We start from the raw sequence: 26,974 nt of genomic DNA on the forward strand, positions 1-26,974 counted from the left end.
ATAGGTTTGGGCCCGGCAGACTCGGATGGACGGCCGATCGTGACCGAATTTCGGCTGTTCGAATCGACCGCTCGAGACGGATTTGTGACGGCTCGAGCGTCGGTCCGTAACCGTATGTGGCTGCCCTGCCAGAATGAGGGAGGGCGCGAGATGCGCGTCGACTCAGTCCTCGTTTCCGACCGCCGGCAGCGTAAACGAGAACGTCGCCCCCTCGTCCGGTTCGGAGTCGACCCAGATGTCGCCGCCGTGGCGCTCGACGATCCGCTCGCACAGCGCCAGGCCGATGCCGGTCCCCTGGTGATCGCTGTGGCTGTGCAACCGCTGGAAGACCTCGAAGACGCGGTCGGCTTCGTCGGGGTCCATCCCGATCCCTTCGTCGGCGACCGTAATCACCCACCGGTCGCCGCGGCGCTCGGCGTCGATTCGCACCCGCGGCGGCTCGTCACCGCTGTACTCGAGGGCGTTCGAGAGCAGATTCTGGAACACCTGTCGCAACTGACTGGCGTCGCCCTCGACGGTCGGTAGCGCATCCGCGTCAATCTCGGCGTCGGTGTCCTCGATCTGCAGCCGCAGGTCGTCCAGCACGTCCGCGAGCACCGCGTTCAGGTCGATCGGCTCGAGCGGATCGCCCCGAGTTTCGATGCGGGAGTACTCCAGCAGGCCGTCGATCATCTCGCGCATGCGGTCGGCGCCGTCGACGGCGAACGCGAGGAACTCCTCGCCGTCCGCGTCGAAGGCGTCGCCGTACTGCGTGTCGATCAGTCGGAGGTAGCTCGAGACCATCCGCAGGGGTTCCTGCAGGTCGTGGCTCGCTGCGTACGCGAACTGCTCTAACCGTTCGTTCGACTCCTCGAGTTTGCGCTGGTACTCCTTGCGCTCGGTGATGTCCTGGGCGATGGTGATGCCGCTGAACACGTCGCCGTTGTCGTCGGTGATCGGGACGGCGCGGACGATCCACTCGCGACCGGCGTACTCGAACTCGGTCGCTCGGCGCTCGCCCGCGAGGGCAGCCTCGAAGGCCTCCTCGAGCGGCTCTGAGACGTGATCGGGCCAGACGTCGCCGACGTAGGCGCCTTCGACGTCGCTCGGGGAGACCGGCAACTCGTCGAACATCCGTCCCGCGGCGAGGGTGTAGCGCCGCTCCTCGTCGAACATCGTGACGATGCCGTTCGGGAAGTTCTCGGCGAGCGTGCGGTGGCGCTGTTCGGACTTGCGGAGTTGGCGCTCGCGGCGCTTGCGCTCGCTGACGTCGCGGTCCGACACGATGATCGAGACGACGTCGCCGTCGTCGTCGGTGACCGGCCTGAAGGTGCCCTCGAGCGTGTACCGGTTTCCGTCCGGGCGCGTGAGGTCGGCCTCGAACTCGACGTACTCGCCCGCGGCCGCGCGCTCGGTCCACTCCCGGACGTCGTCCCCCACGTCGTCGCCCTCGCCCCACCACGGCGTCTCCCAGAACGGTTCGCCCCTGACCGCCTCGAGGTCGGCGTCGATGTACGCCATCGCCGTCCCGTTGATGTCGATAACCGTCCCGTCGGGCTCGAGCAGGCCGACGAGGATGTTCGGGTCCTCGAAGATCGCTTCGAAGCGCCGCTCCGTCTGCTCGAGTTCGTGCTCGCGCTGGACCCGCTCGGTGACGTCGCGGAAGTACACCGAGAGGCCGGTCTCGGAGGGGTAGGCGTGGACTTCGAACCACGTCTCGAGCGGCTCGGGATAGTAGAACTCGAAGGAGGTCGACTCCTGGGTCTCGAGCGCCCGCTCGTACTCCTCGCGGAGCGTCGAGTCGGCGCCCCACTCGAAGACGTCCCAGATGGTCTCGCCGCGCAGTCCCTCGCCGGTGAAGTCGATCAGTTCCGCGGCGCGATCGTTGAGGTAGGTAAACTCCCAGTCGGCGTTGAGCGAGTAGAAGGCGTCCGTGATGCGGTCGTGGAGCGTCTCGAGTTCGCGTTTCGTCCGCCGGTTCTCGATCGCGGTCGCGAGGACGTTCGCGATGCTCTGGACGAAGTTCGCGTCGTGTTCGGAGACCGCCTGCGGTTCGGTCGCGTACGTGCCGAGCACGCCCCACGGATCGTCGGCGGAGCCGATGCGGGCGCTCACGCCGCTGACCACGCCGTGGTCGGCGAACAGATCCGCGGCGTCGAACCGGTCGTCGGTCCGGCGGTCGGCGACGATCACTGGATCGCTCTCCTCGAGCGCGCGGCCGGGCTGGCAGTCCGACGCGGCCGGGACCGTTGCAGCGCCGACGCGGTCGTCGCTCCAGCCGACGCCCCGCCGTAGAAGGGCGCGCTCGTCGTCGGGATCGAGGTCGAACACGGCCCCGTACTCGTTGCCGAGCGTGTCGGCGATCGTGCTCGCGGCGTCGGCCAGCAACTGCTCGAGATCGTTCGTCTCGAGGGCCAGTTGTCCGAAGCGGGCGACTTCCTCCTGCTGTTGGATCCGACGGCGGAGGGTCGCGTCCCCCTCGGAAGTGGAACTCATGACGTCACGTAAACGCCATGCGCGGCTAAAGTCTTCCGCGTAATGTCATGTTTAGCGACTGTATCGACTACCGCCGGCGACCCTTCGCGCAAGGCGCGTCCCTTCCGACCGCCGTCGATCGGCGGCTCGTGGGAGGCGTGTGCCGATGACATGACCGACGAGTTCGAGGAGGAACGCGCCCGCGACCACTGTTCGGCGATGAAAGACGAGGTGTTGCGGACCCAGCGCTGGCGCAACCGGTTCTACCTGCCGAAGGTCGATACTCTCGAGCGCAGTTTTCGTGCGTGCATTCCCGAGAAATAGTCAACAGTCCAAAACTATTCCTGCTAGAACTACTGATGAAATGATATGAACCGTCGGGAGCGGCCGTCCCTTCTGCTCGGGGTGCTGTGTCTGAGCATTCCGCTCCTGTGGGCGGTCGCAGCGGTGACGATCGACGGCGGGTCGGACATGTTGTCTCCCGTCGACGCAGCCTGCTACTCCGTCGCCGGCGTCTTCGTGATCGCCCTCCGCGTTTCGTCGCGAGTCCGAACCGCCTGTCGGTCCCTCGCGGAAACGACTGTCGTCCAGTTCGGCGGACTCGTATTCGGACTCGGGCTGTTAGCGGTGGCGGGGATCGCGATTTACGGTGTCGCGGTCGCCATCGACGCGGGATCGACCGGGGACTACCTCGGGGCCGCGTTCTGGATCGTCGTCTTGGGTACCGGGGGCATCGGGGTGACCTGTGCGAGTGCTCGAGCGCTTCTCCATCGGTAGTATCGACGGGAGTGCGGAATCGGTTCGAGTCCGATCGAGCAGTCGTCACGGTCAGTGGCTACTATAATCCTCGCGGGCGAAAGCCGGCCGTGGAGTACGAACTGCTCGACTGGCCGCCGGACGGACCGAAACTGCGCCTCGACTACGAGCGGTTCAGCTACGCCGGCAAGTTCGTCATGACGAACACGGGCAAGGCCGTCGCGCGCGAGGGCGAGAGCGATGGCGAGGATGAAGACGGCGAAATCGTCGCCGCCGTCGCGTTCAACGAGGACCGCACCGACGCGGACACGCTCTGGCTGCGCTACGTCACGGTCGCCCGCGACCGCCGCGGCGAGGGCGTCGGCCCCGACCTCTGCCGGCTGGTCCGGAACCGCGCCCTCGAGCGCGGCTACGACCGCCTCCGAATCGCCGTCAACAACCCCTTCGCCTACGAGGCGCTCTACCGCTGCGGGTTCGCTTACACCGGCGAGACGACCGGCATCGCCGAACTCGTCCTCGAGTACCCGCGCCCGGATCCGATCGACGAGGTCGAAGCGCCGGACCGGCACGCCGCCGAGCGGTACCGGACCGGCCTCGAGGAGTTCCGCGAGCGCGATCTGTCCGCGGAAGAGGAAGCGTTTCTCGAGTCGCACCGCGGAAGCGAGCCGCCCGCGGTCGACGAGACGTAAAGTCGAGCCACGCCGGCATGCCGTCAACTGCAGCTACCGAACTACTCTTCTATTGGAATCGGACGCAGGCGGTACGACGCGGCGACGACGAGCGCGTGTGCGGTCCCCGTGACGGTCGCGCTGACGACGGTCCCCGCCGCCGTCCCGAGCGGCGACGCCGGGGCAAACTGCGCGACGCCGGTCAGCGCGTAGCCGACGTACCCCACTCCGAGGAGAAGCACCGGAATCGAAAACGGGTGATCGGCGGCGAACCTGACGCTCTCGCGGATCGCCGCTCGCGGCCGGTGTCCGCCGAGCACGAGCGAGGCGGGCGTCAGAAAGAGCGCGATCGCGACCGGTGCGATCGCGAGGAAGGCCAGTAGCGTGACCCCGGGATTGGACATTCGGCCTAGGACGTACACGACCGCGAACCCCGCGCCGCCGGCCGACGCCGCGTACGCGACCAGCCAGCCGACCCGCTCGAGCGGCGGCACGGTGCCGTCCCTGCCGGCAGCCATCCAGAGGCAGGCGGCCAAGGCGACCCCGACCGCGCCACCGCAGAGAATCTGCCAGCCGAGGAGGACGACGAGAAAGCGCGGCTTCAGGCCGAGGAACAGGGCGGGGGTGAGATCGACGACGGGCTCGAGCGACGGGACGACGGGCAGCCGAAACCGGAGCAGGCCGGCCTCGGGAAACGGCGCGACCCCGACCGGGAAACTCGACTCGCGTCTCGCGATCGTGCTCGCCGCGCCGAGCAGGCTCGCGAGGGCGAAGGGAACGGCCGCGAGCGGCCGCGCGCGACACAGCCCGGCCGCGGTTCGGAGGATGGACGCGAACCCGGGATCGGCACTGAGCCGCTGCCGGATCGGATCCGGCGGGTGCGGTGCGTCGGTGCGGTCTTGGCTTGTCTCGGCGTCGGGATCGGTATCAGTATCGGTCATCGTTACTCGAGTCCGTACAACCGCAGGGTCGCGCCGAGGACGATCCGGTCGTTCGAGACGACCGCCGGCGTGATGCCGGCGCGCTCGTCCTCGCTGCCGCCTGCCGTCGGGACCGTTTCGGTGAACGTCCACAGGCGTTCGCCGCTCGTCCGCTCGAGGGCGTGCAGGCCCTTTCCGGCGGGAACGAGTAGCTGATCGCCGGCGACCGTCGGCGACGGCTGGTTTGTGGCCCAAACACCGCCGCCGGGGTCGTCGTCGAGGACCACCTCCCAGCGAACGGTGCCGTCCTCGCGGTCGACGGCGGCGACGGCGGCCCGCTCGCCGCGGTCGTCCGTCTCGACCGTTCCGAGGTGGTAGACGGTCGTTCCGTCGACGGCGAGGCCGACGTGTGACTCCCGTTCGAGGGACCGGCTCCAGCTGTCGTCCCCGGACGCCGCATTTACTTCGCGGAGCCGTAGCGGGCTCCAGTCCGTCCAGTCGGTGACGTAGACCGACCGGTCGGCGGCGGCCAGCCGATCGTACTCCTCGAGCCGTAGCTCCGGGACGCCGTGGTCGGTCGATTCCGCCTCGGGTGATCCGTTCGCGGCGTCGAGCCACTCGAGGCTCCCGGTCGTAAGGTCGAGGCCGACGAGCGTGGGGGTCCAGCCGACGCGTCCGTAGACGACGACGGTCGCGCTGGCGGGATCGACGACGTACTCGAACGGGTCGAACGAACGCAAGTCGTCGCGGTCCGCATCCGCGAAGGCGTATCGCCAGCGGGGGGTACCGTCATCCGGGGAAACGGCGGCGACGATTCCTCGCGGGTGGAGCGTGATGACGGCACCGTCGTGGACGACCGGGGTGGCGGACCACGACGGCGGCGAGTGACCGCCGGGCGGTCTGCTATCGGCCCGGTCGCCGTCGAACCACCAGCGCGCGCGTCGCTTGCCCCGTCCGGACACCTCGTCGGGCCACCCGTCGGGGGCGGCGGCGTATCCAGCCACGGCGCGGCCATAAGGGACGAGCAATGCGCCGTCCCGGTAGAGCGTCGTCGAGGCGAACGCCATCGGCCCGGCGCCGCGCCCGAACCCGCCGTAAGTCCTGACCTCCTTCCCGTCGCCGCTCTCGACGTCGAGCACGAACAGGCCGTTCGTGTACTGGCAGTAGACGGTCCCGTTCGCGACGACCGGCGGGAGCCAGCCGTCGGCGCTAACCGACCGCTCCCAGGCGACGTCGACGCCGTCGCGCGGCAAGTCGGCGTCCGGAACGTGTCGCGTCCGCCCCGGATCGCGACCGTACATCCGCCAGTCGCCGTCGCGTTCGGGGGGCGTCGGGTCCGCCCCGAGATAGCCGCGGTCGCCGTCTCCCGGGCCTCTCCGACCCGCACCGAGACAGCCCGCGGCGAGTAGCGTCCCCGCCGCAGCGATGGCTTCTCGGCGCCGGAATTTCGGTGTGCGGACCATTCGCAACTCTTGTCGAATCAACACTTACGGCTGAAAGAAATAACCTCCGGTCGGCGGCGACCGCTCGAGACGTCGGGGCGAAGCCAACGATTCAAATCCCGGTCGGCCCAATACCACGGCAATGGGAAACGCTGCACTCCGGGACATTGCGGTCATCGAGGAGATCCCCTTCTCCGAAATCGAGGGCGTCGTCGCCGTCGACGCGCACAACTGGCTCTACCGCTACCTGACGACGACGGTCAAGTGGACCGATAGCTCGGTGTACACGACAGCCGACGGGACCGAGGTCGCAAACCTCGTCGGCATCGTCCAAGGCCTCCCAAAATTCTTCGAGAACGACGTCACGCCCGTGATGGTCTTCGACGGCGGCCCCTCCGAACTGAAGGAGGACGAGATCGAATCCCGCCGCGACCAGCGCCGGACCTACGAGGAGCAACTCGAGACCGCTCGCGAGGAGGGCGACGAGGTCGCCATCGCGCAACTCGAGTCGCGCACCCAGCGGCTGACGCCGACGATCCAGGAGACCAGCCGCGAGCTCCTCCGGCTGCTCGACGTGCCGATCGTCGAGGCGCCCGCCGAGGGCGAGGCCCAGGCGGCCCACATTGTCCGCCGCGGCGACGCCGACTACGTCGGCTCGGAGGACTACGACGCCCTCCTGTTCGGCGCGCCGCTTACCCTCCGCCAGCTGACGAGCAAGGGCGATCCCGAACTGATGGACCTCGAGGCCACCCTCGCACACCACGACCTGACCCTCGAGCAACTGATCGACGCGGCCATCCTCATCGGCACGGACTTCAACGAGGGGGTCTCCGGGATCGGCCCGAAGACCGCGATCAAAGAGATCACCGAGCACGGCGACCTCTGGAGCGTCCTCGAGGCCCGCGGCGACTCGATCGAGTACGGCGACCGCGTCCGGCAACTGTTCCGCGATCCGAACGTCACCGACGAGTACGAGTTCGACACGGCGATGGATCCGGACCTCGAGGCGGCCCGCGAGTACGTCACCGACGAGTGGGGCGTCGCCCCCGACGAGGTCGAACGCGGCTTCGAGCGCATCAAGGAGAGCGTCACCCAGACTGGCCTGGATCGCTGGACGTAAACTCGAAGACGGCGCACCGAGGATCAAACCTGCCGCGTTGCCGGTTGTTCGCGGAGCCAGCAAAACGCTCGTCGGACCGAGGACCGAAGTTCCGCCGGTTCCATTTGTCAGCTGATGAAAGCCTACGAAGTGCAAGAACCCTCGAGCGACTACTCCGGCGTCGTCGAGGTCGAGCGCGACCGTCCCGAACCGGCCGCGAACGAGGCGCTCGTCGAGATGCGCGCGGCGTCGATCAACTACCGCGATCTGGCGATCGCCCACGAAGATCTGGTGTATCCCGGCGCGGAACTGCCCGTCGTGCCGCTCTGCGACGGCGCCGGCGAGGTCGTCGCGGTCGGCGACGACGTCGAGCGTCTCTCCGAGGGCGACCGCGTCGCGACCCCCTTCGCGCCGGACTGGGTCGACGGCCCCGTGACCCCCGAGAAAGTCGCGCGGACGACGGGCGGGAACGTCGACGGGACGCTGGCCGAGTACGCCACCTTCCCCGCCGACTCGCTCGCGGAACTCCCCGAGAACCTCTCCTGCGAGCAGGGCGCGACGCTGACCTGCGCCGGGCTGACCGCGTGGCGCGAACTGATGGAAGCCGGCGATCTGACCGCCGACGAGACCGTCCTCGCACTCGGTACCGGCGGCGTCTCCACGTTCGCCCTGCAGTTCGCGACGATGCAGGGCGCAGACGTCTTCGTCACCTCCTCGAGCGACGCGAAACTCGAGCGCGCCCGCGAGTTGGGCGCGACGTGGACGCTCAACTACGAGGAGACGCCCGAGTGGGGCGACGCGGTACAGGAGGAGGTCGGCGGCGTCGACCACGTCATCGAGGTCGGCGGCCCGGGCACGCTCCAGCAGTCGATCGAGGCTGCAACCTTCGACGGCTACGTCCACCTGATCGGCGTCCTCTCCGGCCCGGAGGGGCAGGTCCACCCCGGGCCGATCCTCCAGAAGGCGCTCACCGTCAAGGGCTCGATGGGCGTCGGCAGCCGCGCGATGTTCGACCGGATGAACAGCGCGATCGAAGCCGCGGCCCTCGAGCCGGTGATCGACCGCACCTTCGGCTTCGAGGAAGACGAGGTCCGCGAAGCGTACCGCTACGTCGACGAGGGCGCGCACCAGGGCAAGGTCGTTATCTCGCTCGAGTGAGCGGAAGCGGCCGTTCTCGGACGCTCACTCGCGATCAAATCGCCCCTCGAGAACCCCGCGATACAAGCGGTCGGTCGCGTTCCCGACTGCGCCGACCGCGGAGAGGTAGCCCAGGCCGACGGTGGCTTTCAGCGCCTTCGCGGGTCGGCCCGTGAGGACGGCGGGACCGATCTGTGCGACGGCGTCGTCGCCGACGCTGACCAGCCAGCCCGGCGAGTCGAACGCGAAGCGCTCGAGGTCGACCTCGCCGTGCGTCGTACCCCCTTCGAGCGCCGTTTCGTCGCCGTCGCCCGCGAGCCGCGAAACGTTCTCCGCAACTGTCCGCGCCTCGCGCACCGCCGCCTGCGCGCTCGCCGGCACCGGCTCCCCGTCGGCGTCGGTCGCGCGAACCGCGTCGCCGAGCGCGAACGTTCGCTCGTCCAGTCGCAGGTCGCTCTCGACGAGCGGTCGTTCACCCGCGAGCGCGTCCGAACCGGCAATGCCGCCGGTCCAGACGAACTGGTCGTACGGGAGTTCCTCGCCCGACTCGAGGTGGACGTGCGTCCCGTCGGCTCGCCGGACGGCCGACCGGGTCCGCACCTCGATCCCCTGCTCCTCGAGCGCCGATCGAACCGCTCGCTGGAAGTTTTCGGGGAAGGTCGGCGCGACGCTGTCGAGTTGCTCGAGGAGCGTGATCGTGACCGTCGCCGTCCCGCGCTCCTCGTCCGCCAGCGCCGCCAGTTCGCCGGCGACTTGGATGCCGGAGAGGCCGGCGCCGCCGACGACGATGCGGCCGTCGCCGTCTCTGGCGGACCGGTCCTGCAACACCTCGAGCGCCCGCGACCGAATCTGCAGGGCGTGTGAGAGGCGCTTCAGCGGCATCGAATGCTCGCGAACCCCCTCGAGATCGTAGTACGCCGTCCGTGCGCCGAGACAGATCGCCGCGACGTCGTACTCGAGTCGGCCGCTCGAGAGGTCGACGACGCGCTCCTCCCTGTCGATCCCCTCGACGCGAGCGACGCGGACGGTCGCGCGCTCAAGCACCTCCGGGAGCGACACGGTGATCGCCGAGGCGAGTTCGGGTCGGCGCACGACCCGGTGAAGTTCGTGCTGGACGAGGTGATCCGGCGACTCGTTGACGATCGTGATGTCGGCGGCTTCGGGAAGCTTCTCCTCGAGCAGCCGCGTCAGCGTCAGGCCCGCGTAGCCCGCGCCGAGCACGACGACGTGCATGGGTGGTGGTAGGGACTCGAGGCGTATAGAGATGTGCTGCTGACCGACACGTACTTGTGACAATGTTCGAAACGGAACACGAAAATGGTCCTCGACCTCCTCGGCCTCGCGCTGATCGGATTCACCTTCGTCATGGCGGCCGCCTACGCCGGCACGCTTCGGGCGTTAGACGTGTACTTCGATCCGGAACAGGACAGCATCTTCCTCTCGGACGGTGCCGAGCCGCCGAAACGGAACGGCCGGTAACGAGTCCGCAACCGAGCCGACTCGAGCGCTCGCTTTGACGAGTCGTTACGCTCCGGTACGTACCGGAATCGAGAACCGGCACGTCAGTTCTCGCCGCCGGCGGCCGGTTCGTTCGACTCGAGCGAACAGTCAGCACAATCCGGCAAAATCCTCATTTCCGAGTCAGGTGTAGCTCAGTCGAAACCCGCGCCCGTCGCCGATCGCGCGAGGAGATTCCCATCCCATGAGCGAGACACCACAGCGCGAGCGACCGAGCATCGACCCCGAGTACGACCACCGGCGGACCGAGTCCGTCGACGAGGCCGAACTCGAGGCGCTCCTCTCCGAGTACGCGCTCCGCCGGGACGAGCACGAGAACGCGCCGGCGTTCGTCATTCGGCCCGACGACGTCCAAGAGGTGCTGGGACTGTTGCGCGACGAGGCGGGGTTCGACCACCTCTCGTGTCTCACGGCCCAGGAGTACGAGGACCGCTACGAGTCGATCCTCCACCTGACGAAGTACGACGAGCGCCAGCACGAGGTGTCGCTGGTGGTCCAGTTGCCGCAGGGCGATCCGGTCGCCCAGAGCGCCGAACCCGTCTTCCGGACCGCCGACTGGCACGAGCGCGAGGCCTACGACCTCGTCGGCATCGAGTACGAGGGCCACCCCGACCCGCGCCGAATCCTGCTCCCCGACTCCTGGCAGGGCCACCCCCTCTCGCTCGACTACGATCAGGAGAAGCCGCAGGTCGTCAAGTTCGCCGAGCACCGGAACCCGCTCGAGGACGACCGCCGGGTCGAGGGCGACGAGTCCGAGTCGGACACCATGCTGCTCAACATCGGGCCCCACCACCCGGCGACCCACGGGGTGTTGCACCTGAAGACGATCCTCGACGGGGAGACGGTCGCGGACGTCGATCCCGACGTGGGCTACCTCCACCGCTGCGAGGAGCAGATGTGCCAGGACGGCACCTACCGCCACCAGATCATTCCCTACGCCGACCGCTGGGACTACACGTCGAACCTGCCCAACGAGTGGGCGGTCGCCCGCGCCATCGAGGACTTGGCGGACATCGAGGTCCCCGAGTACGCGCAGGTGCTCCGGACGATGTCGACCGAGTTCGCCCGGATGCTCGGCCACTTCCTCGCGCTCGGGACGTTCGCCCTGGACGTCTACGGCGAGTTCACCGCCATCTTCCAGTACGCCTTCCGCGACCGGGAGGTCGTTCAGGACATCTTAGAGGACCTGACGGGCCAGCGGATGATGTTCTACTACTTCCGGCTGGGCGGGGTCGCCTGGGACCTGCCCCGGCCTCGCGAGGAGTTCATCGAGAAGTGCCGGGACTTCCTCGACGAACTGCCGGCGAAGGTCGACGAGTACCACGACCTCATCGTCACCAACGAGATCTTCCGCATGCGGACCGTCGACACGGGGATCCTCGAGCCCGAAGTCGCCAAGGACTACGGCTGTACGGGCCCGGTCGCCCGCGGTTCCGGCATCGACTACGACCTCCGGCGCGACGACCCCTACGGCTACTACGAGAACTTGGAGTGGGACGTCGTCACCCGCGACGGCTGCGACAACCACGCCCGGGTGCTCTGCCGGATCGAGGAGGTCGAGGAGTCGGCCAAGATCATCGAGCAGTGTCTCGACCTGCTCGAGGACTGGCCCGAGGACGAGCGCGAGGTCCAGAGCAACGTGCCCCGGACGCTGAAACCCGACGCCGGGAAGGAGACCTACCGCGCGGTCGAGATCGCGAAGGGCGAACTCGGCGTCTACATCCGCTCGGACGGCACGAACTCGCCGGCCCGGTTCAAGATCCGCAGCCCGTGTTTCCACAACCTCTCGGCGCTGCCGGAGATGTCCGAAGGCGAGTACGTCCCGGACCTGGTCGCCTCGCTCGGGAGTCTGGATATCGTCTTGGGGAGCGTCGATCGATAGCCGTTCTGGCCGGTGCGTCTGCTTTCCGAGCCGGTATCGCGATCTGACGGCGTGGCTGGAGCGTCGAACGGTCCGAAAGCCCCGACGGCTCGAGCCGGGTCGATCCGGCGTGGCGCTGACGGAACGAAACGGAGGCTACCTTTACGGTGTCCGAGCGCCAGCAGGGACGTATGCCCGACGGAAACGGAGAGTTCGAGGGATACGGCGGACGACACGTTCCGGAACCGCTCGAGGGACCGCTTGCCCAACTCGCCGAGGCCTACGACGAGGTCGCGACCACCGACGACTTTCAGGCGGAGTTTCGCGGCCTGCTCGAGGAGTTCGCCGGTCGCCCGACGCCGCTGTACTACGCGCGCAACCTGAGCGAGCGCTACGGCGCCGACATCTACCTCAAGCGCGAGGACCTGCTCCACGGCGGCGCCCACAAGATCAACAACTGCCTCGGCCAGGCCCTGCTGGCCAAGCGCGCGGGACGCGAGCGACTCATCGCCGAAACCGGCGCCGGCCAGCACGGCACCGCGACGGCGATGGTCGGCGCCCTGCTGGGGCTGGACACGGAGATCTACATGGGGAAGAAAGACGCCGAGCGCCAGGAGATGAACGTCTTCCGCATGCGGCTGATGGGCGCCGAGGTCAACGAGGTCACCCGCGGCAACGAAGGACTCGCGGACGCCGTCGACGCCGCGCTCGAGGACTTCGCCGCGAACGTCGACGACACCCATTACCTCGTCGGCAGCGTGGTCGGTCCAGATCCGTTCCCGCGGATGGTCCGGGACTTCCAGAGCGTCATCGGCGAGGAGGCCCGCGAGCAGTTCCGGGAGCGGACCGGCGGCCTCCCGGACGCCGCGGTCGCCTGCGTCGGCGGCGGCTCGAACGCGATCGGCCTCTTTCACGCCTTCCGCGACGATGACGTCGACTTCTACGGCACCGAGGGCGGCGGCGAGGGACCGGACTCGAGCAGGCACGCCGCGCCGCTTTCCAGCGGGACGGACGACGTCATCCACGGGATGAAAACGCGCGTGCTCGAGAACGACGTGGACGTCCACTCCGTTTCGGCCGGGCTCGACTACCCCGGCGTCGGCCCCGAGCACGCGATGTTCCGGGCCGTCGGCCGCTGCGAGTACACGGGCGTCACGGACGAGGAGGCGCTCGCGGCCTTCCGCGAACTGAGCGAAACCGAGGGGATCATCCCGGCGCTGGAGTCCAGCCACGCCGTCGCCCGAGCGATCGAACTCGCAGAGGACGGCGAACACGAGACGATCCTCGTGAACCTCTCGGGGCGGGGCGACAAGGATATGGAGACCGCGGCAGCGAAGTTCGATCTCTGAGCGGGTCGGTACCCGCGTCAGCCGTCCGGACGCTTAGAAGACGGAGGTTCCGATCGTCAGAATCGCGAACCCGAGCACGACGAGCGCGAGCAGTCCGTCGCCGACCGTGCCGTAGCCGCCGGCCGTATCCTTCGTCGTCGCGACCATCGCGCCGATGCTGCCGATCAGGACCGTAAGCACCAGTCCGGCGTAGAGCAGATATTCCATGCCGGGAGACTGTCCGTGTTTCGTACTAAATGTTGTGTGTTCCCGTGCGCGCCTGCGACCGAACGATTATAATGCGTCCATTTGCTACTCCGGCCCATGCGGATGGAACTACGGGTGTGCAAGCACTGCTACAACGGCGAGCACGGGAACCCGCAGAAGACGGCCATCACGAAGGACATGGTCGAGTGTGCGCGTCGAATCCGGGAGTACAAGGACCTCATCGGCATCGACTCGCTGTACGTCTCGATGGTCGAAGAGGGGGATAACGGCGGCGCGGAGGCGCTGTCCGTCTACGTGGCGAGCATCGAGCACAACCAGATCCAGATGAACGACACGCAACTCGTCATGGAGGACGGCGACGGGAACGTCCTCGTGTATCCGGATCCGGACGACATCCTCGAGGTGCTCACGCGAAACATCGACCAGATTCAGGACCAGACGAGGCAGGACGTCACCGTCGAACTCTCCTCGGAAAGCGCCGAACTGCTCTCCTAAACTGTCTCGCGCCTGCTGCCGATTTTGACCCTCGTCGACTCCTTTGTCCCCTTCGTCGATGCGGTGTTTGATATCCACAGCAGTAAGTACAGTCCTGACTGAACGCTGGCACCGAATCAGTTATCGCTCGAGCGGTAAGGTTTTTCTCTGCAGGCTCTATAGGTGTGTGAAGTAATGACATCCGGGAAACGGAGAGTGATATTTGATCTGGAGGGGACGGTCCTGTGAACTACGTGTTGTGGGCACTGCTGGCGATGGGCTGTTATTCGTTTGCGTTCCTGTTTATGAAAATTGCACTGCAAGATCTGCCGGCATTCACCGTCATGCCGATTGCGGTCGGCACACTGGCCGTGGGAGCGACAACTGTGGCGGCCCTGTTCGGTGAGTGGTCAGTTCCGTCGGCGACGAGCTGATCTGTTGGGTTTGCATTCGCAGCAGGCATCTGTCTCGCTGGTGCTGTCGTCGGGTATTTCCGCGCACTCTCGACTGGCCCCGTTAGCACCGTCGTGCCGATCTTCGGGATGTCCCTCGTTGGTGGCGCACTCCTCGGAATCGTCGTATTGGGCGAGGGAGTCACTGCGAAGAAGGTCCTCGGCATCGCGTTTGGTGCTGTTGCGGTCGTCCTCATAGCTACGTGACGCCTCGAGGCTGAGCGTACGTGACCCTACGTGATCCGAGCGTGTTCTAAGAAACGACACAATACGCACCCGTAGTGAGCGGTAGTTCCAGGGGAACGACTCTCTGAAGAATAGGATTTCAATGGAACGACTCCCCTGTGTTCGCCTCGAGCGGATCGAGATGGGACCGCTCAGTGGGTGACGCTGCTCGAGGATCGAACGGAGGTAATCAGTGAAACGGGAATACTGCAAAACTCGAGGAATCGCCGTCAATCACTGGGAATCGCTACCCCGAGAGCCGACCGAAACCGCGGTCGACGTTACTGCGTCTCGCCGCCGTCGGCAGCGATCACGTCCGCGTCGTCGCTCTGACTCTGCTCAGCCTCGCGTTCGCGCTGGGTCTGCGCCTCGCGCTGGCGTTGGTAGCGAACTCGCAGGATGTTCCCGTACATCGAGAGCGCGAGCCCGATGAACAGCACGAGCACGCCGACGTTGATGGCGATCGTGCGGAAGATGTTCCCCTCGTTGAACGCCAGCGTTTCGGGGATCGGGTAGCCGCCGTAGGTCATGCTGCCGGCCAGCACGCCGGCGATGCCGATGATGACCATGGCGCCGAACAGGTTCGTCGCCCACTTCCAGGTCGGCTTCAGCCGCAGGTTCTCGATCCCGGTAGTGTCGTAGTCGTCGGCGTCGCCGTGGAAGTTCGGCGTCTCATCCTTCGGGAGGAACGCCTTCATCTCGACCGGGTAGAAGGCCGGATGACAGGCGTGCTCGAAGGTGTGGAACATCACGCCCATGAACATGATGATCCCGAGGAGGCCGTGGAACGCGACGAAGCCCATGGCGACCGACTGCGTGTTGTAGAAGTCGATCAGCCAGGTCTTCTGCCAGATGAGCAGCCCCGAGATCATCAGCAGGACGAGTTCGACCGCGAAGATGGCGATGACGCCCTTGCCGACGTACGACAGCAGCGGCACCTCGTCGGCCTTGTAGCCGGCGAACTGCTTGGCGTGGGGGTGGCGCTCCTCCGCGTAGCCGAGCGCGAACTTGACGTCCTGGACGAACGCCGCGGTGTCCTGCTTGATGTCGGGAATCACGTCGCCCAGGTTCGACCGGCTCGAGGGGCGCAGCAGCATGTACAGCACCCAGAACACGGTCAGCAGCATGAGGGCGAAGCCGGCGACGCGGTGGATGGTCAGGACCCACTCGTTGCCGCCCATCAGCTCGACGAGCCACCACAGCTCGGCGTTGAACGCGATGGAGTACCCCGTAAAGAACAGGAAGAACACGGTCAACGCGAGCAGCGAGTGGAAGATCGTGGTGACGCGGGAGAACTTCCCGTGGTCGAGGTTGGTCACGCGGCGTCACCCCCGTTGGCGCGGGCGTCCTCGTCGGCGGCGGACTCGACGCCACCGTCGGATCGAAGCTCCGACGAGGATCGCGGTCCGTCGGACCGCTCACCACCGTCGGTCGCGACGTCGGCGTCCGCTCCCGCTCGCGCGTCGGGCTCCGCACCCGCCGGCGGCTGCATTCGGTCGCCGAGCCGGCGGAAGGCCGCCCAGTGGATCGCGACCATCACGATGATGAACGCGCCCATGAGCACGTCGGCGATGTGCAGGAGCGAGACCAACGCGTTGAGCAGCGGCTCGGTGTTGCCGGCGACCCACGCGGTACCGACGCCGCCGCCGGTGACCGTCGGCCGGATGCGTAGGAGCGTCTGGTAGCTCGGCCCCTGCACGAGCCAGATCGAGCCGACTGCGACGGCGGCGCTCGCGACCGCGGCGATCCAGAACGCCGCGGTGTCCGAGAGCCCTCCAGTTTCGGCGTCCGTCGATGTATCTTGCTCGCTCATGATTCGAACAGTTGGGCGTCCTCCTTTCCGAAGATGATCTCCATCGCCTCGTCGTTGAAGAACGGCTGGCTGTCGCGCTTCTCGAGTTCGTCGGCGATCTCGCCGGCCGTTCCGACCAGCAGTGCGTTGGTCGCACACTCGTCGACGCAGGCGGGCCCTTGGTCGGCCATCTGGCGCTCCTTGCAGCCGGTACACTTCTCCATGGTGCCGCCGGTACCGACGATTTCGGCCGAGCCCTCGTCCTCGTTGGGGAACTGCGGCGCGCCGAACGGACAGGCCGAGAGACAGTATTGACAGCCGACGCAGAGGCTCTCTTTGAGGTCGACGAACCCGTCGTCGCTCTTCTGCAGGGCGTCGGTCGGACAGACCGAGACGCAGGGCGCGTTCTCGCAGTGGAAACACTGCATCGGCACGTTCGTCTCGCCGGGGTTGGCGCCGTCGGCCAGCGCCGCGGACTGGCGACCGTTGTAACCCTCGTCGGCCTCCTGCCCCTCGAGCATGTTGACGATGTCGATACGCTCGCGGTCCGGGCCGACGTCCCAGGTGCGTTTACAGGCGACGACGCAGCCGCCGCAGTCGATACACGCTTCCACGTCCGGGAAGAGGCGCATCCCTTCCCCGGTGCTCATGTTCCCGTCGCTGATTCGCGCGGTCTGCTGTTGTTCGTTCGTTGACATTCTTTGTTAGTCGTCTGCGAGCATGTCGTGCTCCCGCACGTCGTACTGTTTCTGGAGTCCGAGTCCCGCCTCGTCCTGCGGGAAGTCGATGAACTCCATGTCGAGTTCCTCGATCCGTTCGGGCGTGGCCTTCTCGACGCGGACCATGCCGACCTTGGTCTCCTGCATCTGGGTCTCGGCGTCGAAGCCGTGGGCGGTGACGATGTTCACGGAGTCGCCGATCGCCAGCGGCTTCGTGCCCTCGGGCCAGTCGTCGGACTTGTCCTTGCCGCCGAAGACGCCGCCCCAGTGGTACGGCAGGAAGACCTCGTCGGGGTGGGGTCGGTAGTCGACCTTCGCCTTCACGAGGATCGCGCTCTTGGCGTCGTGGGCGGAGTGGACGATGACCTCGTCGCCGCCGGAGATCCCCATCTCCTCGGCGCGGTCCGGGTGGATCTCCGCGTACATGTGGGGCTGGCGGTCGGCGGTCATCTCGTTGTTCCGCGTCTCGGAACCGCCACCCTGGTGTTCGACCTGTCGGCCGGAGGTGAGGATGACCTCGAACCCCTTCTCGTGGACCGCCTCGGTGGCCTGCTGCTGGGTCTGGCCGTTGTTCTGGTCGAGGCGGTAGACGTTCTGCTGGTGGCCGTTCGCGGGCCACTCCTCGGCGAGGTCCGGGTACGGACTCTCGATCGGTTCGCGGTGGACCGGCACCGTGTCGAGGAAGTTCCACGCGACCGCGCGCGCCTTCCCGCGACCCGTCGGCGGGTCCGGCTGTTCGACGTCGTACTGCTCCCAGAACTCCATGTCGAGTTCGTGGTCGTACTCCTCCTCGAGCGCCTGCGCCGCGTCGTAGGGCGACTGATCCGGACTCAGCGCGTACTCGACGGGCAGGGACATCTCGCTGGGGTTCGTGACGTCCTCGGGGAGCGTCGTCGTGTAGTGGGGGTACTGCGGGACGCCCTCGATCTCCTCGTCCCACCAGTCGGGCTGGTAGGGCTCGCGGAGCATCTCGAGGCCCTCCTCGCCGTGTTCGTCGTAGGTCTCCTGGAGCGGGTACTCCCGGTCGACGCCCATCGCCTCCCAGTCCTCGGGCGACGGCGCCTCGGTGCCCCAGTTGGCGCGGAAGTCGTGGCCGCCTTCGCGGGGGTCCATGTCGTCGCGCCAGATGATCGGCGTACCGGTGTGGCCCTCTCCCCAGTAGGGCCAGGGCAGCGACCAGTACTCGCCGCTGACCGGCAGTCCCTCGGAGTCGGCCCGCAGCGTCTCGGTGTTGAAGGCGTAGTCGTACTCGCGGTGTTGCTGGAGCTTCTCGGGGGGCTGCTGGTAGCCGATCGAGCGGACGCCGAGGTTGATCTCCCGGAGCGCGTCCTCGTAGGTGCTCTTGCCGTTGTGGAGCTCCTGGCCGCTCCCCCAGTCGAAGTGCTCGCCGAAGCCGAACCGGTCGGCCAGCTCCTGCATGATCTGGAGGTCGGGCTTGGAGTTGTGCGCCGGTTTCCCGGCGGGCTCGGACCACTGCACCGACCGGTGCGTGTTCGTCAGCGACCGGTAGTGCTCGTACTGGCTCGAGGCCGGCAGGAGGATGACGTTATCCTCGTCGGAGAGGGTGCCGGCGACGGCGGGGAAGACGTCGACGACGACCAGCAGATCGAGCGCCTCCATCGCCCGCTTCATCTTGTCCATCTCGTTGATGGAGTTCGCCGAGTGGCCCCAGAGGAACAGCATCTTCAGCGGGTTCGGCTGGTAGAGGTTCGACTCGTGGAGCCGCTCCTCCTGGGGGAGGGCGGCCTCGTACCAGCGGGCGACGGTCAGTCCCGACTGGAACATCATCGACCGGGTCGTCACCTCGTTCGGTCGGTACTCGTCGCCGCCGAGGCTGTCTTCGACCTCGGTGTCGACCTGCGCGGTCGTGACGGTCTCTTCCGTTTCGCCGAGTTCCTCCATGAGGTCCTCGGGAAGCATGTCGAACCGCCCGTACATGTCGTTGAAGTCCGTGCTTCCGCTGGTCCACGGGCTCCGATCCCACACGTTAGTCCAGTGGGCCCACGACCCGGGCGAACTCACCGAGTAGTAGCCCGGCAGAATGTCGGCGTCGACGCCGAGGTCGGTCGCGCCCTGGACGTTCGCGTGGCCGCGCATGACCTGGAGGCCGCCGCCCGAGCGGGCCGCCGACCCCGAGGCGAGACTGAGCAGCGCGTACGAGCGGATGTTCTGGGTCCCGTTGTTGTGCTGGGTGCCGCCCATCGCCCACTCGATCTGGACGTTGGGCTTGTTCTCGATGATCATGTCCCCGATCTCCTCGAGATCCTCGACGGAGAGCCAGGAGATCTCGGCGGCCGTCTCGAGGTCGTACCGGTCGAGTTCGGCGTAGGCGTCCTCCCAGCCGTTGACCCGGTCGGAGAGCATCTCCTCGTCGAGTTCGTCCTGCTCGTCGAGGTAGTAGAGCAGCCCCATCATGATCGCGACGTCCGTCCCGGGCCGCATCCGGTAATAGTGGTCGGCGTGAGCCGACGTCTTCGTATAGCGGGGGTCGATCGAGACGATCGTCCCGCCGCGGGCCTGCCCCTCGAGGATGTGCTGCATCGCGATCGGGTGGGCCTCGGCGGGGTTCTGCCCGATGATGATGTTGAGATCGAAGTTGCGGTAGTCGTTGATCGTGTTGGTCATCGCGCCGAAGCCCCACGTGTTCGCGAGGCCGGCGACGGTCGGCGAGTGACAGATACGGGCCTGGTGGTCGACGTTGTTCGTGCCCATGAACGCCGCCAGCTTCCGGAAGGCGTAGGCCTCCTCGTTGGAGTGGTGGGCGCTGCCGACCATCATCGTGCTGTCGGGCCCGTACTCTTCGGTGACCTCCTGCCAGGTCTCGGCGATCTCGTCGTAGGCCTCGTTCCACGTGATCTTGCGCCACTCGCCGTTTTCCTTCTTCAGCGGGTGCTTCAGTCGGGTCGGCGAGTGCTCCGTCTCGAGGATGCTCGCGCCCTTCGAACAGAGCGAGCCGTTGTTGATCGGGTTCTCCTTCCAGGGTTCCTGCCCCACGAAGGAGTCGCCCTCCTTGACGGCCTTGAACCCGCAACCGACGGAGCAGTAGTTACAGATGACTTTCGCCGTTTCAGCGTCGTCCTCGACGCCGGTCGATTCGCTCTGGCCGTCGCTGAGAACGCGCCCCGTTGCCCCGCTGCCGAGGATTGTGGCCCCGGCGAGGGCGGACGCCTTCATGAACGACCGCCGGTCGAGATCCAGCGTAACTGGTTCCGTGCTCATATTGATTAACAGGATATTCGGAACGACATTATCGTCTCCCACACACCGATGATTGCCATCCGGTAGGGCTCTCCGCGAGTATAATGAATCTTTGGAATTTATACTTCTTTTTCGGATTAATGTATGGAGAATTAACCGTTCTCGACTATCTTACTCCGAGTAACGAAACTACCCTTGCTTCTATCGATAGAATAGTTGTTAGAATGCAATAATTTGAGTTCGAAAACCGAATTCCGTCACGCAACATCTTTTACCGTCCGGCGGTTTCGGCTCGCTAATGAACGTCGGCTCTTTCGTCTGTTCGTGCGCTGGCACCTGCGACATCGATCTCGAGGCGGCGCGCGACGGGATCGACCACGTCGACGTCGCCGCCAGTTCCCGGATGCTCTGTCAGGACGGGCTTCCCGCCATGGAACACGTCATCGAGGAGCACGACCTCGATCAACTCATCGTCACCTGCCCGGAGGCGCCGGCCCAGGAGAAAATCACCGAAACGGCCACCGAGAACGGACTGCACCCCGACGCGGTCTCGTTCGTCGACCAGCGCGAGGGCGCGGGCTGGGTCCACGGCGAGTCCGAGGCGACGGCCAAGACCGCCCGGATGGTCAACGCGCGCTACGCGGGCTTAGAACACGAGTCGGTCCACCAGTCGCTCACTCACGAGGCCGGCGACGCCGTCGCGGTCGTCGGCGACGCCGAAACCGCCGCCGCGCTAGCCGAAGACGCGGACGTCACCCTGATCGCGAACGGGAACGACTACGCTGAGTCCGACTACGACCTCGAGGACGTGACGATCGAGCGCGGCCGCGTCGCCGCGGTCGACGGCAAATACGGCGAGTTCGAGGTCACCGTCCGCGCGCGGGTCACCGAGGACTGTATCTCCTGCATGAAATGCGTCCGCGAGGCGCCCGAGGGGACGGTGACGCGCTACCCCGTCGATATCGACCCCGACGTCGACGACGAGTCGCTGGCCGAGTGCTGTCCGACCGACGCGATCGAACTGGACGGCGTCGAACGCACGCTCGAGGTCGACCAGGTCGTCCACCCGTCGGCGACGGAGTCCGCACGCGGCGGCCGAATCGGCTTCTACACCGCCCCGATCACGTCCGAGAAGATCGCCTCGATCGAACGCCACCTCGGCGGGCTTACCAAACCCGAGTTCCTCGACCTCGAGATGGACGTCTGTGCAGCTGGCGACTCGAGCCGCGTCGGCTGTAACGAGTGCGTCGAGGCCTGCCCGCACGACGCGGTCGAGCGCTCGAGCATTGACGAGGTCGAGTTCAACACGGAACTGTGCCAGAACTGCGGGGCCTGCACCAGCTCCTGTCCGACCGGCGCGACGCAACTGCGCGAACCCTCGAACGAGCGCATCGCCCGCGAGGTCGAGGAACTGCTTACCCCCGACGAGGTCGAGGGTAGCTGGATTCCGGGCCGGGGCGGCTCCGGACTCGAGGAGTCCGTCGTCGCCTTCGTCTGCTCGGAGCGAGCGGCCGATGCGCTGGCCGAGTACGGTCGGCTCGCGGCGTCCGGCCGCGCCGACGTCGAGTACCCGCCGATCCTCCCCGTGCAGGTCAACTGTACCGACACCGTCGGCGAGGCCCACGTCATGCACGCGCTTGCAGCCGGTGCGGACGGCGTCGCGATCGTCGGCTGCGGCGGCGACTGTCTGCACTCCGGCCCCGACCCGAAGGCCGACCTCGTCCGTCGGCTCGACGTCGCCACGGACGACCTCGGGCTCGGCAAGCGCGTGGAGTTCTTCGCTCCCGATCCGAACGAGCCCGAAGCGTTCGTCGAGGACGTCTCGACCTTCGTCGTCGGCCTCGAGGAGTCGCCGATTCCCGAAGGCGAGCACGAGGCGACCGGTGAGATCGACGATCCCGAGCGCGAGAACCCCGCGTTCGACAGTCACGGCTGGACGTTAGAAAGCGTCCGTGCGATCCTCGAGCACGTCGAGCCCGAGCGCGAGGTGATCCGCGGCCTGAAGGACTTCGGCCGCGTCGAGGTCGACGACGCGTGCACGCTCACGCCGACGTGTTCGACGCTCTGTCCGACCGACGCCTTGCGTCGCACGCAGACGGGACTCGAGTTCAACCACGAGCGCTGCGTGAACTGCGGGCTCTGCGAGGACGGCTGCGTAGAGAACGCGATCACGGTCGAGGAAGGGCTCGATCTCTCCCTGCTGCCCGAGAACCGGGAGGACGACGTCGCGGACGAGGAAGACGCGGACCCCGCGTGGACGCAGGTCTTCGAAGGCTCGATGCTCGAGTGCAAGAACTGCGGCACGGAGTTCACGAGCGAGCGGTCGGCCGAACGGATCAAGGGCGAAGTCGGCGACCTCGTCTCGGGGATGGCCCCGAACGCGGACGGCAGCATCTTCGACTACTGTCCGGAGTGCCGCTCGATGCTGCTGTACAGCCGAAACGGAGGTGACGACTGATGAGTATGGACATGGAAGCCGTCTACGCGGCTCGACTCGATCTGGTCGAGTTCCTGATCACCGCGACCCACGACGCGCCGCCCGAGGAGTTCCTCGAGGACGTCCTCAGCGGCGATATCGCGTCGCCGTCGGGGAGCGTCAACGACGACCTCGATACGGGATTCGACCTGCTGGAACAGTTCATCGAACAAAACCGCGGCCGGTCGCTCGAGGACGTCGCCGACGAACTCGAGGTGGAGTACACCCGGCTGTTCGTCGGGCCGCGGCCGCCGGTGCTCCCCCACGAGACGTACTACCGCGAGGACACGGAGTACCTGGGTGAGGGGCTCCCGAAGGTCGAAGCGAGCTACGGCGCGGCCGGCTGGTCGCCGCCCGAAGACTACCCCGAGGAGAACGACCACGTCGCGGTCGAACTCGCGTTCCTGCGGTATCTGGTTCGATCCCAGTACCAGGGCCGGGAGGAGACGCTGGGCTACCAGCGCGTCTTCCACGAGGAACACCTCTCGCACTGGATCGACGACTGCGCGGCGTCGATCGTCGAGGAAGCGGACGGCCCGTTCTACGAGGCGGTCGGGCACCTCCTCGCCGGTTACGCTGCGTTCGAAGAAGAGATCGTCCTGCAGGTTAGCTGAGCGATTCCGCGGAACGGATCTTCAGATCGAAGTATAGCTGATCCGTTCGATTCCGATTCGAAACGCGTCGTCGCGTTAATTCGACTCCGACGCGTCCGACGACTCCGAGTCCGTCCGCGACTTCTCCTTCAGTTCGTCGTCGAACTCGACGTTACCGTCGACTTCGCCCTCGGTAACCTCGTGCGCGCCGGTGTGCGTCCACGCGTCGTCGTCCGTTTCACCGTTCTTCGGCTTCCAGTCGGTCTGTTTGCGCTGCATCGTTGCTCTCCCGTTGCGTCGATCGTCGTATAATCCTTCCGCTCGCGTCGATTCGCGTCGTCGATTCGCGTCGTCGATTCGTCAGGCCGGTTCGCTCAGACCTCGGGTGCCTGCTCGGTCTCCTCGAGGAACGCCCGCGCGAACAGGTCGACGTGCATCTCGAGGACCGCCGCCGGCTCGAGCCCGCGGGTCTCGGCCTGGCGCTCGAGCAGCGCCGCGAGATCGGCGGTCGGCTCGTACCGGACGGTCTTCGCTTCGTCGTCGACCGCGAACGCGACGTTCCTTGCCCCCGAGACGAGGTGCTCGATCTCGAGCAGGGCCTGTTCGACCTTCTGCTCGACCGCCGTCGTCTCGTCCGTGAGCCGGGAGTCGCCCCACTCGCGGGCGGCCTCGAGGAAGCGGTCGCTCAGTTCGATCTCGAGGGTCTTGGGCATGCGTTACTGGGTTCCTTCCGGCGGGAACTCCTCGGGAAGCGGTTCGGTCTCGCCGAGTTCGCCGTAGACGACCACCGCGAGGAGTCCGATCGCGACGAGGGCGGCCAGCCCGACGAGGCCGACGACGCCGCTCTGGCCGACCCAGTCGCCGTAGACGACCGAACCCATGCTCGCGGCGACGTTCTGTATCGTCAGGAAGACCCACGCACCGAACGCGAGCAGCCCGATCAGTACGAGTTTGTGCTGTCGAAACGCCGTTCGGAGTCCCATAGCTGTCTCTCGACTGGTCGTGTCTGTCGGGAGAGTATTAACGTTTCGGAGCCCGTGACCGTCCCAAGCGGAAAATAAATCGATTCTATGACAGTTCCCAGCCCGCTTTCTCCGCGGCGGTCTCGAGCGGGATGTACTCCCAGTCGGCGGCCTCGGCGATGGCCTCGCCGCGCTCGCCGGTGCCGATGACGACCATCCGCTCCGCGTAGAACATCGACGTGCGGTCGATCTCTGAGAGGCGCTCGCTCGGATCCGTTCCGCTGCCGGTGAAAAAGTCGGCGTCGAGGCCGTGATCGCGCTGGAACTTCGTGATCGCGGGCGTGCCGACGTCGCCGACGATCCCGATCCAGTCGCTCCAGCCGTAGGCGTCCGCGAAGACGGCCGCCGGATGCTCGAGCTGCTGGAGCGCCCGATACGTGAAGGCGATCGTCATGTCGTCGACGCCGCCGCCGTGGGGCCCCTCCGCGGCCGATCCTGCGGGGCGAGGTTCCGTCGGTTCGGCCGCGCCCGGCTCCCCACCGTCGTCCGCGCTCGAGCCCGCTCCAGCACCGGCGCCGGCGCCGCCGGACGCCGCCGGAATCCCGACCGGCTTCCCCGACTCCGCTGTCGGAACGTGGGGCGCCGGCTGCGAGTTCTGGTCGACCGCGTTCCCGTCGGCGCCGGTCGCGTCCGCGGTGTCCGCGGCATCCGCGCCGTCGCCGTCCTCGTCGTCCGGCTTCACCGCCGGCCCGGTCGTCCGCGGCGGCTCGTTCTCGGGATCGCCCTCGCCGCGCCAGAACCAGTCGCCGGGGTTCGATTCCTCCTCCGGTTCGTCGTCGTCGCCGACGTCGAGTTCGTCGAGATCGATTCGTTCGGTCACTGTCGGTCACCTCGTTTCGCGTTCGCGTCCGTAACTGCATCGACCGCAAGCTCCGCGAGCCCGAGTCGCTCGAGCGTTTCCGTGGTCGGCCGCCCCTGCTCGTCCCAGCCGCGGTACTCGTAGTAGCGTTCGAGCATCTCCTCGAACGCCTCGGCCGCGACGGCGCTGCCGTCGTTGGGGCCGCCCTCGAGCGGCTCGGTCAACTGTGCGGGAAGTTCGTCGTCGGCCCGCGAGAACCCCTCGCGGACGTTGAACAGCCGCACGAGCGTCCAGATGCGCTCGCCGACCCGCTGGAGTTCGTCGGGGGCGTAGTCGGCCGCCCGGTCGCTCGCGGCGAGCCACTCCGCGCCGAGGTCGGGCGTGAGCGCCTCGCCGAAGAAGTCGTCCGCGATGAGGCTCCAGAGGACCGCGCGGCGGTCCTGCTCGGCGGCGACGGTCACCACGCGCTCGGCGATCGTCCAGTCGCCCTCGATCGCCTCGGTCTCGACCGGGCGAGCCCGCCGGTGGCAGGCGCCCCGGTCGCTGGTCGCGTACGCCAGCGCCATCGCGGCCGACCCTCGAGGATCGTAGGAGGGAAGTTCCATCCCCTTCACCGAGGGGATCAACTCGTCGGCGCCGTACGCGTCGGCCGCCGCCTCGACGCCGTCGGCCAGCGCGTCGCCGAGCGAACTCGAGCGCGTCGCGAGCTCCTCGATGAGGGTGCGGGCGTCGTCCTCGTCGCCGAAGGAGAGGTCGCGATCGAGGTGTCCCTCCTCGCTCGCCCGCATCGCCCACGCGACGGCGTTCCCGCTCGAGATGACGTCGACCGCGAGCCGGTCGCAGACCGAGCCCAGCGTCGCGACGGCGTCGAAGTCGTCGATGCCGAGCCCGGACCCTAACGCGATCGGCGTCGAGCCCCGCGGCACGGTGTCGCCGTCGTCGCTCTCGACGCGGAAGCCGCCGGGAACTGGGTCGTCGGCCCGCTCGCGCTCGTAGGCGGCCTCGCGGACGGCCTCGATGCCGACCGAATCGGCTCCGTCGAAGCGGCCCTTCTGCCAGCCCCGCGTCGGGAGGACACCGACCTCGTTCGCGAAGTCGACGGTCTCGACCGTCTCGCTGGCAGCGTGCCACCGGCCGGTCTCGTCGTCGGCGAACGCAGCCTCGTCGCGCTCTCTGAGCCGCCGCAGTTCCGGCGGCGATTCGGGGGACTCGTCGCGGGCGACGACCGCCTTCAGCCGCTTCGAGCCCATGACCGCCCCCGCGCCGCCGCGGCCGGCGTGGTGGTCGCCGCCGTCCGAGGCGATGGTCGCGTACGAGACGACGTTCTCGCCGGCGGGACCGATACACGCGACCGCCGCGTCGGGGACCCGTTCGTCGACCTCCCGGGCGTCGAGTCCCCACCAGTCGTCGGCGGGTTCGATCGACACCTCCCCGTCGGCGACCTCGAGGGCGACGGGCTCGTCCGCGCACCCGGTCACCAAAATGCCGACGTGATCGCCGAGCGATCCCGCGAGCCGGTCGGCCATCGAGCCGCCGGCGTAGGAATCCAGAAAGGCCCCCGTCAGCGGCGACTTCGTGACGACGACGTAGCGCTGCTCGCCCGGCAGGTGGCCGGTCAGCGGCCCCGTCAGAAAGAGCAGGGCGTTCTCGCCGCCCAGCGGCTCCGCGCCGGCCTCGAGTTCCTCGTAGAGGTAGCGAGCGCCCAGTCCCTTCCCGCCGACGTACTTCCGGCGCCACTCCTCGGGCACCGGCTCGTTCGTGACGGATTCGGTCGTGAGATCGACCCGGACGATGGAGTCCCCCGCTCCCATGT

At 67.2% G+C, this 26,974-nt stretch carries 27 protein-coding genes; 13 read left to right on the plus strand and 14 right to left on the minus strand.

Translation table 11 applies throughout. The features are described 5' to 3' along the window. Nucleotides 1-162 precede the first annotated feature (162 nt). Entirely contained in the window at nucleotides 163-2,475 is a 2,313-nt protein-coding gene (locus HALXA_RS14900) for a PAS domain-containing protein (protein ID WP_013881212.1), read from the minus strand. Nucleotides 2,476-2,625: 150 nt separating this feature from the next. Between HALXA_RS14900 and HALXA_RS21095 the strand changes: the two genes are divergently transcribed. From HALXA_RS21095 to HALXA_RS14910, 3 genes are all read left to right on the plus strand, one after another. After that, on the plus strand, nucleotides 2,626-2,778 hold the full coding sequence (locus HALXA_RS21095; protein WP_245550034.1) for a hypothetical protein: 153 nt from the start codon (nucleotides 2,626-2,628) through the stop codon (nucleotides 2,776-2,778). A 45-nt stretch (nucleotides 2,779-2,823) separates the two neighbouring features. Beyond that, nucleotides 2,824-3,231, plus strand: coding sequence for a hypothetical protein (locus HALXA_RS14905; RefSeq protein ID WP_013881214.1), 408 nt, complete (start codon nucleotides 2,824-2,826; stop codon nucleotides 3,229-3,231). 89 nt (nucleotides 3,232-3,320) lie between these two features. Continuing rightward, nucleotides 3,321-3,899, plus strand: a complete 579-nt coding sequence (locus HALXA_RS14910; RefSeq protein ID WP_013881215.1) for a GNAT family N-acetyltransferase — start codon at nucleotides 3,321-3,323, stop codon at nucleotides 3,897-3,899. Nucleotides 3,900-3,940: 41 nt separating this feature from the next. Here the strand turns inward: HALXA_RS14910 and HALXA_RS14915 are convergent, their stop codons facing one another. Together HALXA_RS14915 and HALXA_RS14920 are read right to left on the minus strand one after the other, a co-directional pair. Continuing rightward, on the minus strand, nucleotides 3,941-4,819 hold the full coding sequence (locus HALXA_RS14915; RefSeq protein WP_013881216.1) for a hypothetical protein: 879 nt from the start codon (nucleotides 4,817-4,819) through the stop codon (nucleotides 3,941-3,943). 2 nt (nucleotides 4,820-4,821) lie between these two features. Further along, a complete protein-coding gene (locus tag HALXA_RS14920) occupies nucleotides 4,822-6,261 on the minus strand; it encodes an outer membrane protein assembly factor BamB family protein (protein ID WP_013881217.1) in 1,440 nt (479 codons plus the stop codon). A gap of 121 nt (nucleotides 6,262-6,382) precedes the next feature. On the opposite strand from HALXA_RS14920, the gene fen reads away from it, so the two are divergent. Together fen and HALXA_RS14930 are read left to right on the plus strand one after the other, a co-directional pair. Continuing rightward, nucleotides 6,383-7,360: a flap endonuclease-1 gene (gene fen, locus HALXA_RS14925; RefSeq protein WP_013881218.1), complete on the plus strand. Its 978-nt coding sequence runs from the start codon at nucleotides 6,383-6,385 to the stop codon at nucleotides 7,358-7,360. A gap of 114 nt (nucleotides 7,361-7,474) precedes the next feature. After that, the gene (locus HALXA_RS14930) at nucleotides 7,475-8,497 is read left to right on the plus strand and encodes a zinc-dependent alcohol dehydrogenase family protein (RefSeq protein WP_013881219.1); all 1,023 of its coding nucleotides are present in this window, start codon (nucleotides 7,475-7,477) and stop codon (nucleotides 8,495-8,497) included. 24 nt (nucleotides 8,498-8,521) lie between these two features. Here the strand turns inward: HALXA_RS14930 and HALXA_RS14935 are convergent, their stop codons facing one another. Beyond that, nucleotides 8,522-9,709: an NAD(P)/FAD-dependent oxidoreductase gene (locus HALXA_RS14935; RefSeq protein ID WP_013881220.1), complete on the minus strand. Its 1,188-nt coding sequence runs from the start codon at nucleotides 9,707-9,709 to the stop codon at nucleotides 8,522-8,524. Nucleotides 9,710-9,793: 84 nt separating this feature from the next. Between HALXA_RS14935 and HALXA_RS22190 the strand changes: the two genes are divergently transcribed. From HALXA_RS22190 to trpB, 3 genes are all read left to right on the plus strand, one after another. Then, entirely contained in the window at nucleotides 9,794-9,955 is a 162-nt protein-coding gene (locus HALXA_RS22190) for a hypothetical protein (RefSeq protein ID WP_013881221.1), read from the plus strand. A 223-nt stretch (nucleotides 9,956-10,178) separates the two neighbouring features. Next, entirely contained in the window at nucleotides 10,179-11,876 is a 1,698-nt protein-coding gene (locus tag HALXA_RS14940; RefSeq protein WP_013881222.1) for an NADH-quinone oxidoreductase subunit D, read from the plus strand. A 170-nt stretch (nucleotides 11,877-12,046) separates the two neighbouring features. Further along, entirely contained in the window at nucleotides 12,047-13,204 is a 1,158-nt protein-coding gene (gene trpB / locus HALXA_RS14945; protein ID WP_013881223.1) for a tryptophan synthase subunit beta, read from the plus strand. A 33-nt stretch (nucleotides 13,205-13,237) separates the two neighbouring features. Here the strand turns inward: trpB and HALXA_RS22195 are convergent, their stop codons facing one another. Further along, nucleotides 13,238-13,411 carry a hypothetical protein gene (locus tag HALXA_RS22195; protein ID WP_013881224.1) on the minus strand — a complete coding sequence of 58 codons (174 nt, stop codon included), beginning with the start codon at nucleotides 13,409-13,411 and terminating at the stop codon, nucleotides 13,238-13,240. Between the two features lie 96 nt (nucleotides 13,412-13,507). Between HALXA_RS22195 and HALXA_RS14950 the strand changes: the two genes are divergently transcribed. From HALXA_RS14950 to HALXA_RS22860, 3 genes are all read left to right on the plus strand, one after another. Then, nucleotides 13,508-13,906 (plus strand): hypothetical protein, encoded by a 399-nt coding sequence (locus tag HALXA_RS14950; RefSeq protein ID WP_013881225.1) that lies wholly within the window; start codon nucleotides 13,508-13,510, stop codon nucleotides 13,904-13,906. 224 nt (nucleotides 13,907-14,130) lie between these two features. Further along, on the plus strand, nucleotides 14,131-14,319 hold the full coding sequence (locus HALXA_RS14955; protein WP_049895325.1) for a hypothetical protein: 189 nt from the start codon (nucleotides 14,131-14,133) through the stop codon (nucleotides 14,317-14,319). Nucleotides 14,320-14,346: 27 nt separating this feature from the next. After that, complete coding sequence (locus HALXA_RS22860) at nucleotides 14,347-14,544, plus strand: EamA family transporter (RefSeq protein WP_148263692.1); 198 nt, start codon at nucleotides 14,347-14,349, stop codon at nucleotides 14,542-14,544. Between the two features lie 299 nt (nucleotides 14,545-14,843). On the opposite strand, the gene HALXA_RS14960 is transcribed toward HALXA_RS22860, so the two are convergent. Genes HALXA_RS14960 through HALXA_RS14975 form a run of 4 tightly spaced genes read right to left on the minus strand, consistent with a single transcriptional unit; the run spans nucleotide 14,844 to nucleotide 20,292 of the window. Further along, nucleotides 14,844-15,881, minus strand: a complete 1,038-nt coding sequence (locus HALXA_RS14960) for a cytochrome b/b6 domain-containing protein (RefSeq protein WP_013881226.1) — start codon at nucleotides 15,879-15,881, stop codon at nucleotides 14,844-14,846. Then, nucleotides 15,878-16,375, minus strand: coding sequence for a hypothetical protein (locus HALXA_RS14965; RefSeq protein ID WP_013881227.1), 498 nt, complete (start codon nucleotides 16,373-16,375; stop codon nucleotides 15,878-15,880). The genes HALXA_RS14960 and HALXA_RS14965 overlap by 4 nt, the downstream gene beginning before the upstream one ends. Further along, nucleotides 16,372-17,052, minus strand: a complete 681-nt coding sequence (locus tag HALXA_RS14970) for a 4Fe-4S dicluster domain-containing protein (protein WP_013881228.1) — start codon at nucleotides 17,050-17,052, stop codon at nucleotides 16,372-16,374. The genes HALXA_RS14965 and HALXA_RS14970 overlap by 4 nt, the downstream gene beginning before the upstream one ends. A 6-nt stretch (nucleotides 17,053-17,058) precedes the next feature. Then, the gene (locus HALXA_RS14975; RefSeq protein ID WP_013881229.1) at nucleotides 17,059-20,292 is read right to left on the minus strand and encodes a molybdopterin oxidoreductase family protein; all 3,234 of its coding nucleotides are present in this window, start codon (nucleotides 20,290-20,292) and stop codon (nucleotides 17,059-17,061) included. Nucleotides 20,293-20,569: 277 nt separating this feature from the next. Here HALXA_RS14975 and HALXA_RS14980 point away from each other — a divergent pair, with 277 nt between their 5' ends. Then, nucleotides 20,570-22,729: a hydrogenase iron-sulfur subunit gene (locus tag HALXA_RS14980; protein WP_013881230.1), complete on the plus strand. Its 2,160-nt coding sequence runs from the start codon at nucleotides 20,570-20,572 to the stop codon at nucleotides 22,727-22,729. Further along, nucleotides 22,729-23,361: a TorD/DmsD family molecular chaperone gene (locus HALXA_RS14985; protein ID WP_013881231.1), complete on the plus strand. Its 633-nt coding sequence runs from the start codon at nucleotides 22,729-22,731 to the stop codon at nucleotides 23,359-23,361. Before HALXA_RS14980 ends, HALXA_RS14985 begins: the two co-directional genes overlap by 1 nt. 75 nt (nucleotides 23,362-23,436) lie before the next feature. Here HALXA_RS14985 and HALXA_RS14990 read toward each other — a convergent pair whose 3' ends face one another. The 5 genes from HALXA_RS14990 to HALXA_RS15010 all read right to left on the minus strand — a co-directional run bounded on the left by HALXA_RS14990 (nucleotide 23,437) and on the right by HALXA_RS15010 (nucleotide 26,972). Further along, on the minus strand, nucleotides 23,437-23,619 hold the full coding sequence (locus HALXA_RS14990; RefSeq protein ID WP_013881232.1) for a hypothetical protein: 183 nt from the start codon (nucleotides 23,617-23,619) through the stop codon (nucleotides 23,437-23,439). Between the two features lie 95 nt (nucleotides 23,620-23,714). Then, nucleotides 23,715-24,053 (minus strand): hypothetical protein, encoded by a 339-nt coding sequence (locus HALXA_RS14995; protein WP_013881233.1) that lies wholly within the window; start codon nucleotides 24,051-24,053, stop codon nucleotides 23,715-23,717. A 3-nt stretch (nucleotides 24,054-24,056) separates the two neighbouring features. Beyond that, entirely contained in the window at nucleotides 24,057-24,323 is a 267-nt protein-coding gene (locus HALXA_RS15000; protein WP_013881234.1) for a hypothetical protein, read from the minus strand. Between the two features lie 85 nt (nucleotides 24,324-24,408). Further along, nucleotides 24,409-25,182, minus strand: a complete 774-nt coding sequence (locus HALXA_RS15005; protein WP_013881235.1) for a DUF7124 domain-containing protein — start codon at nucleotides 25,180-25,182, stop codon at nucleotides 24,409-24,411. Beyond that, a complete protein-coding gene (locus HALXA_RS15010) occupies nucleotides 25,179-26,972 on the minus strand; it encodes an aldehyde ferredoxin oxidoreductase family protein (RefSeq protein ID WP_013881236.1) in 1,794 nt (597 codons plus the stop codon). The genes HALXA_RS15005 and HALXA_RS15010 overlap by 4 nt, the downstream gene beginning before the upstream one ends. Between the last annotated feature and the right edge of the window lie 2 nt (nucleotides 26,973-26,974).

Source organism: Halopiger xanaduensis SH-6, assembly GCF_000217715.1.
GTDB lineage: Archaea > Halobacteriota > Halobacteria > Halobacteriales > Natrialbaceae > Halopiger > Halopiger xanaduensis.

What these genes read in the sequence shown, in the direction of transcription:
- HALXA_RS14900 (WP_013881212.1), bottom strand. Translation starts at nt 2,475, where the DNA reads ATGAGTTCCACTTCCGAGGGGGACGCGACCCTCCGCCGTCGGATCCAA.
- HALXA_RS21095 (WP_245550034.1), top strand. Translation starts at nt 2,626, where the DNA reads ATGACCGACGAGTTCGAGGAGGAACGCGCCCGCGACCACTGTTCGGCG.
- HALXA_RS14905 (WP_013881214.1), top strand. Translation starts at nt 2,824, where the DNA reads ATGAACCGTCGGGAGCGGCCGTCCCTTCTGCTCGGGGTGCTGTGTCTG.
- HALXA_RS14915 (WP_013881216.1), bottom strand. Translation starts at nt 4,819, where the DNA reads ATGACCGATACTGATACCGATCCCGACGCCGAGACAAGCCAAGACCGC.
- HALXA_RS14920 (WP_013881217.1), bottom strand. Translation starts at nt 6,261, where the DNA reads ATGGTCCGCACACCGAAATTCCGGCGCCGAGAAGCCATCGCTGCGGCG.
- fen (WP_013881218.1), top strand. Translation starts at nt 6,383, where the DNA reads ATGGGAAACGCTGCACTCCGGGACATTGCGGTCATCGAGGAGATCCCC.
- HALXA_RS14930 (WP_013881219.1), top strand. Translation starts at nt 7,475, where the DNA reads ATGAAAGCCTACGAAGTGCAAGAACCCTCGAGCGACTACTCCGGCGTC.
- HALXA_RS14935 (WP_013881220.1), bottom strand. Translation starts at nt 9,709, where the DNA reads ATGCACGTCGTCGTGCTCGGCGCGGGCTACGCGGGCCTGACGCTGACG.
- HALXA_RS22190 (WP_013881221.1), top strand. Translation starts at nt 9,794, where the DNA reads ATGGTCCTCGACCTCCTCGGCCTCGCGCTGATCGGATTCACCTTCGTC.
- HALXA_RS14940 (WP_013881222.1), top strand. Translation starts at nt 10,179, where the DNA reads ATGAGCGAGACACCACAGCGCGAGCGACCGAGCATCGACCCCGAGTAC.
- trpB (WP_013881223.1), top strand. Translation starts at nt 12,047, where the DNA reads ATGCCCGACGGAAACGGAGAGTTCGAGGGATACGGCGGACGACACGTT.
- HALXA_RS22195 (WP_013881224.1), bottom strand. Translation starts at nt 13,411, where the DNA reads ATGGAATATCTGCTCTACGCCGGACTGGTGCTTACGGTCCTGATCGGC.
- HALXA_RS14950 (WP_013881225.1), top strand. Translation starts at nt 13,508, where the DNA reads ATGCGGATGGAACTACGGGTGTGCAAGCACTGCTACAACGGCGAGCAC.
- HALXA_RS14965 (WP_013881227.1), bottom strand. Translation starts at nt 16,375, where the DNA reads ATGAGCGAGCAAGATACATCGACGGACGCCGAAACTGGAGGGCTCTCG.
- HALXA_RS14970 (WP_013881228.1), bottom strand. Translation starts at nt 17,052, where the DNA reads ATGTCAACGAACGAACAACAGCAGACCGCGCGAATCAGCGACGGGAAC.
- HALXA_RS14975 (WP_013881229.1), bottom strand. Translation starts at nt 20,292, where the DNA reads ATGAGCACGGAACCAGTTACGCTGGATCTCGACCGGCGGTCGTTCATG.
- HALXA_RS14980 (WP_013881230.1), top strand. Translation starts at nt 20,570, where the DNA reads ATGAACGTCGGCTCTTTCGTCTGTTCGTGCGCTGGCACCTGCGACATC.
- HALXA_RS14985 (WP_013881231.1), top strand. Translation starts at nt 22,729, where the DNA reads ATGAGTATGGACATGGAAGCCGTCTACGCGGCTCGACTCGATCTGGTC.
- HALXA_RS14990 (WP_013881232.1), bottom strand. Translation starts at nt 23,619, where the DNA reads ATGCAGCGCAAACAGACCGACTGGAAGCCGAAGAACGGTGAAACGGAC.
- HALXA_RS14995 (WP_013881233.1), bottom strand. Translation starts at nt 24,053, where the DNA reads ATGCCCAAGACCCTCGAGATCGAACTGAGCGACCGCTTCCTCGAGGCC.
- HALXA_RS15000 (WP_013881234.1), bottom strand. Translation starts at nt 24,323, where the DNA reads ATGGGACTCCGAACGGCGTTTCGACAGCACAAACTCGTACTGATCGGG.
- HALXA_RS15010 (WP_013881236.1), bottom strand. Translation starts at nt 26,972, where the DNA reads ATGGGAGCGGGGGACTCCATCGTCCGGGTCGATCTCACGACCGAATCC.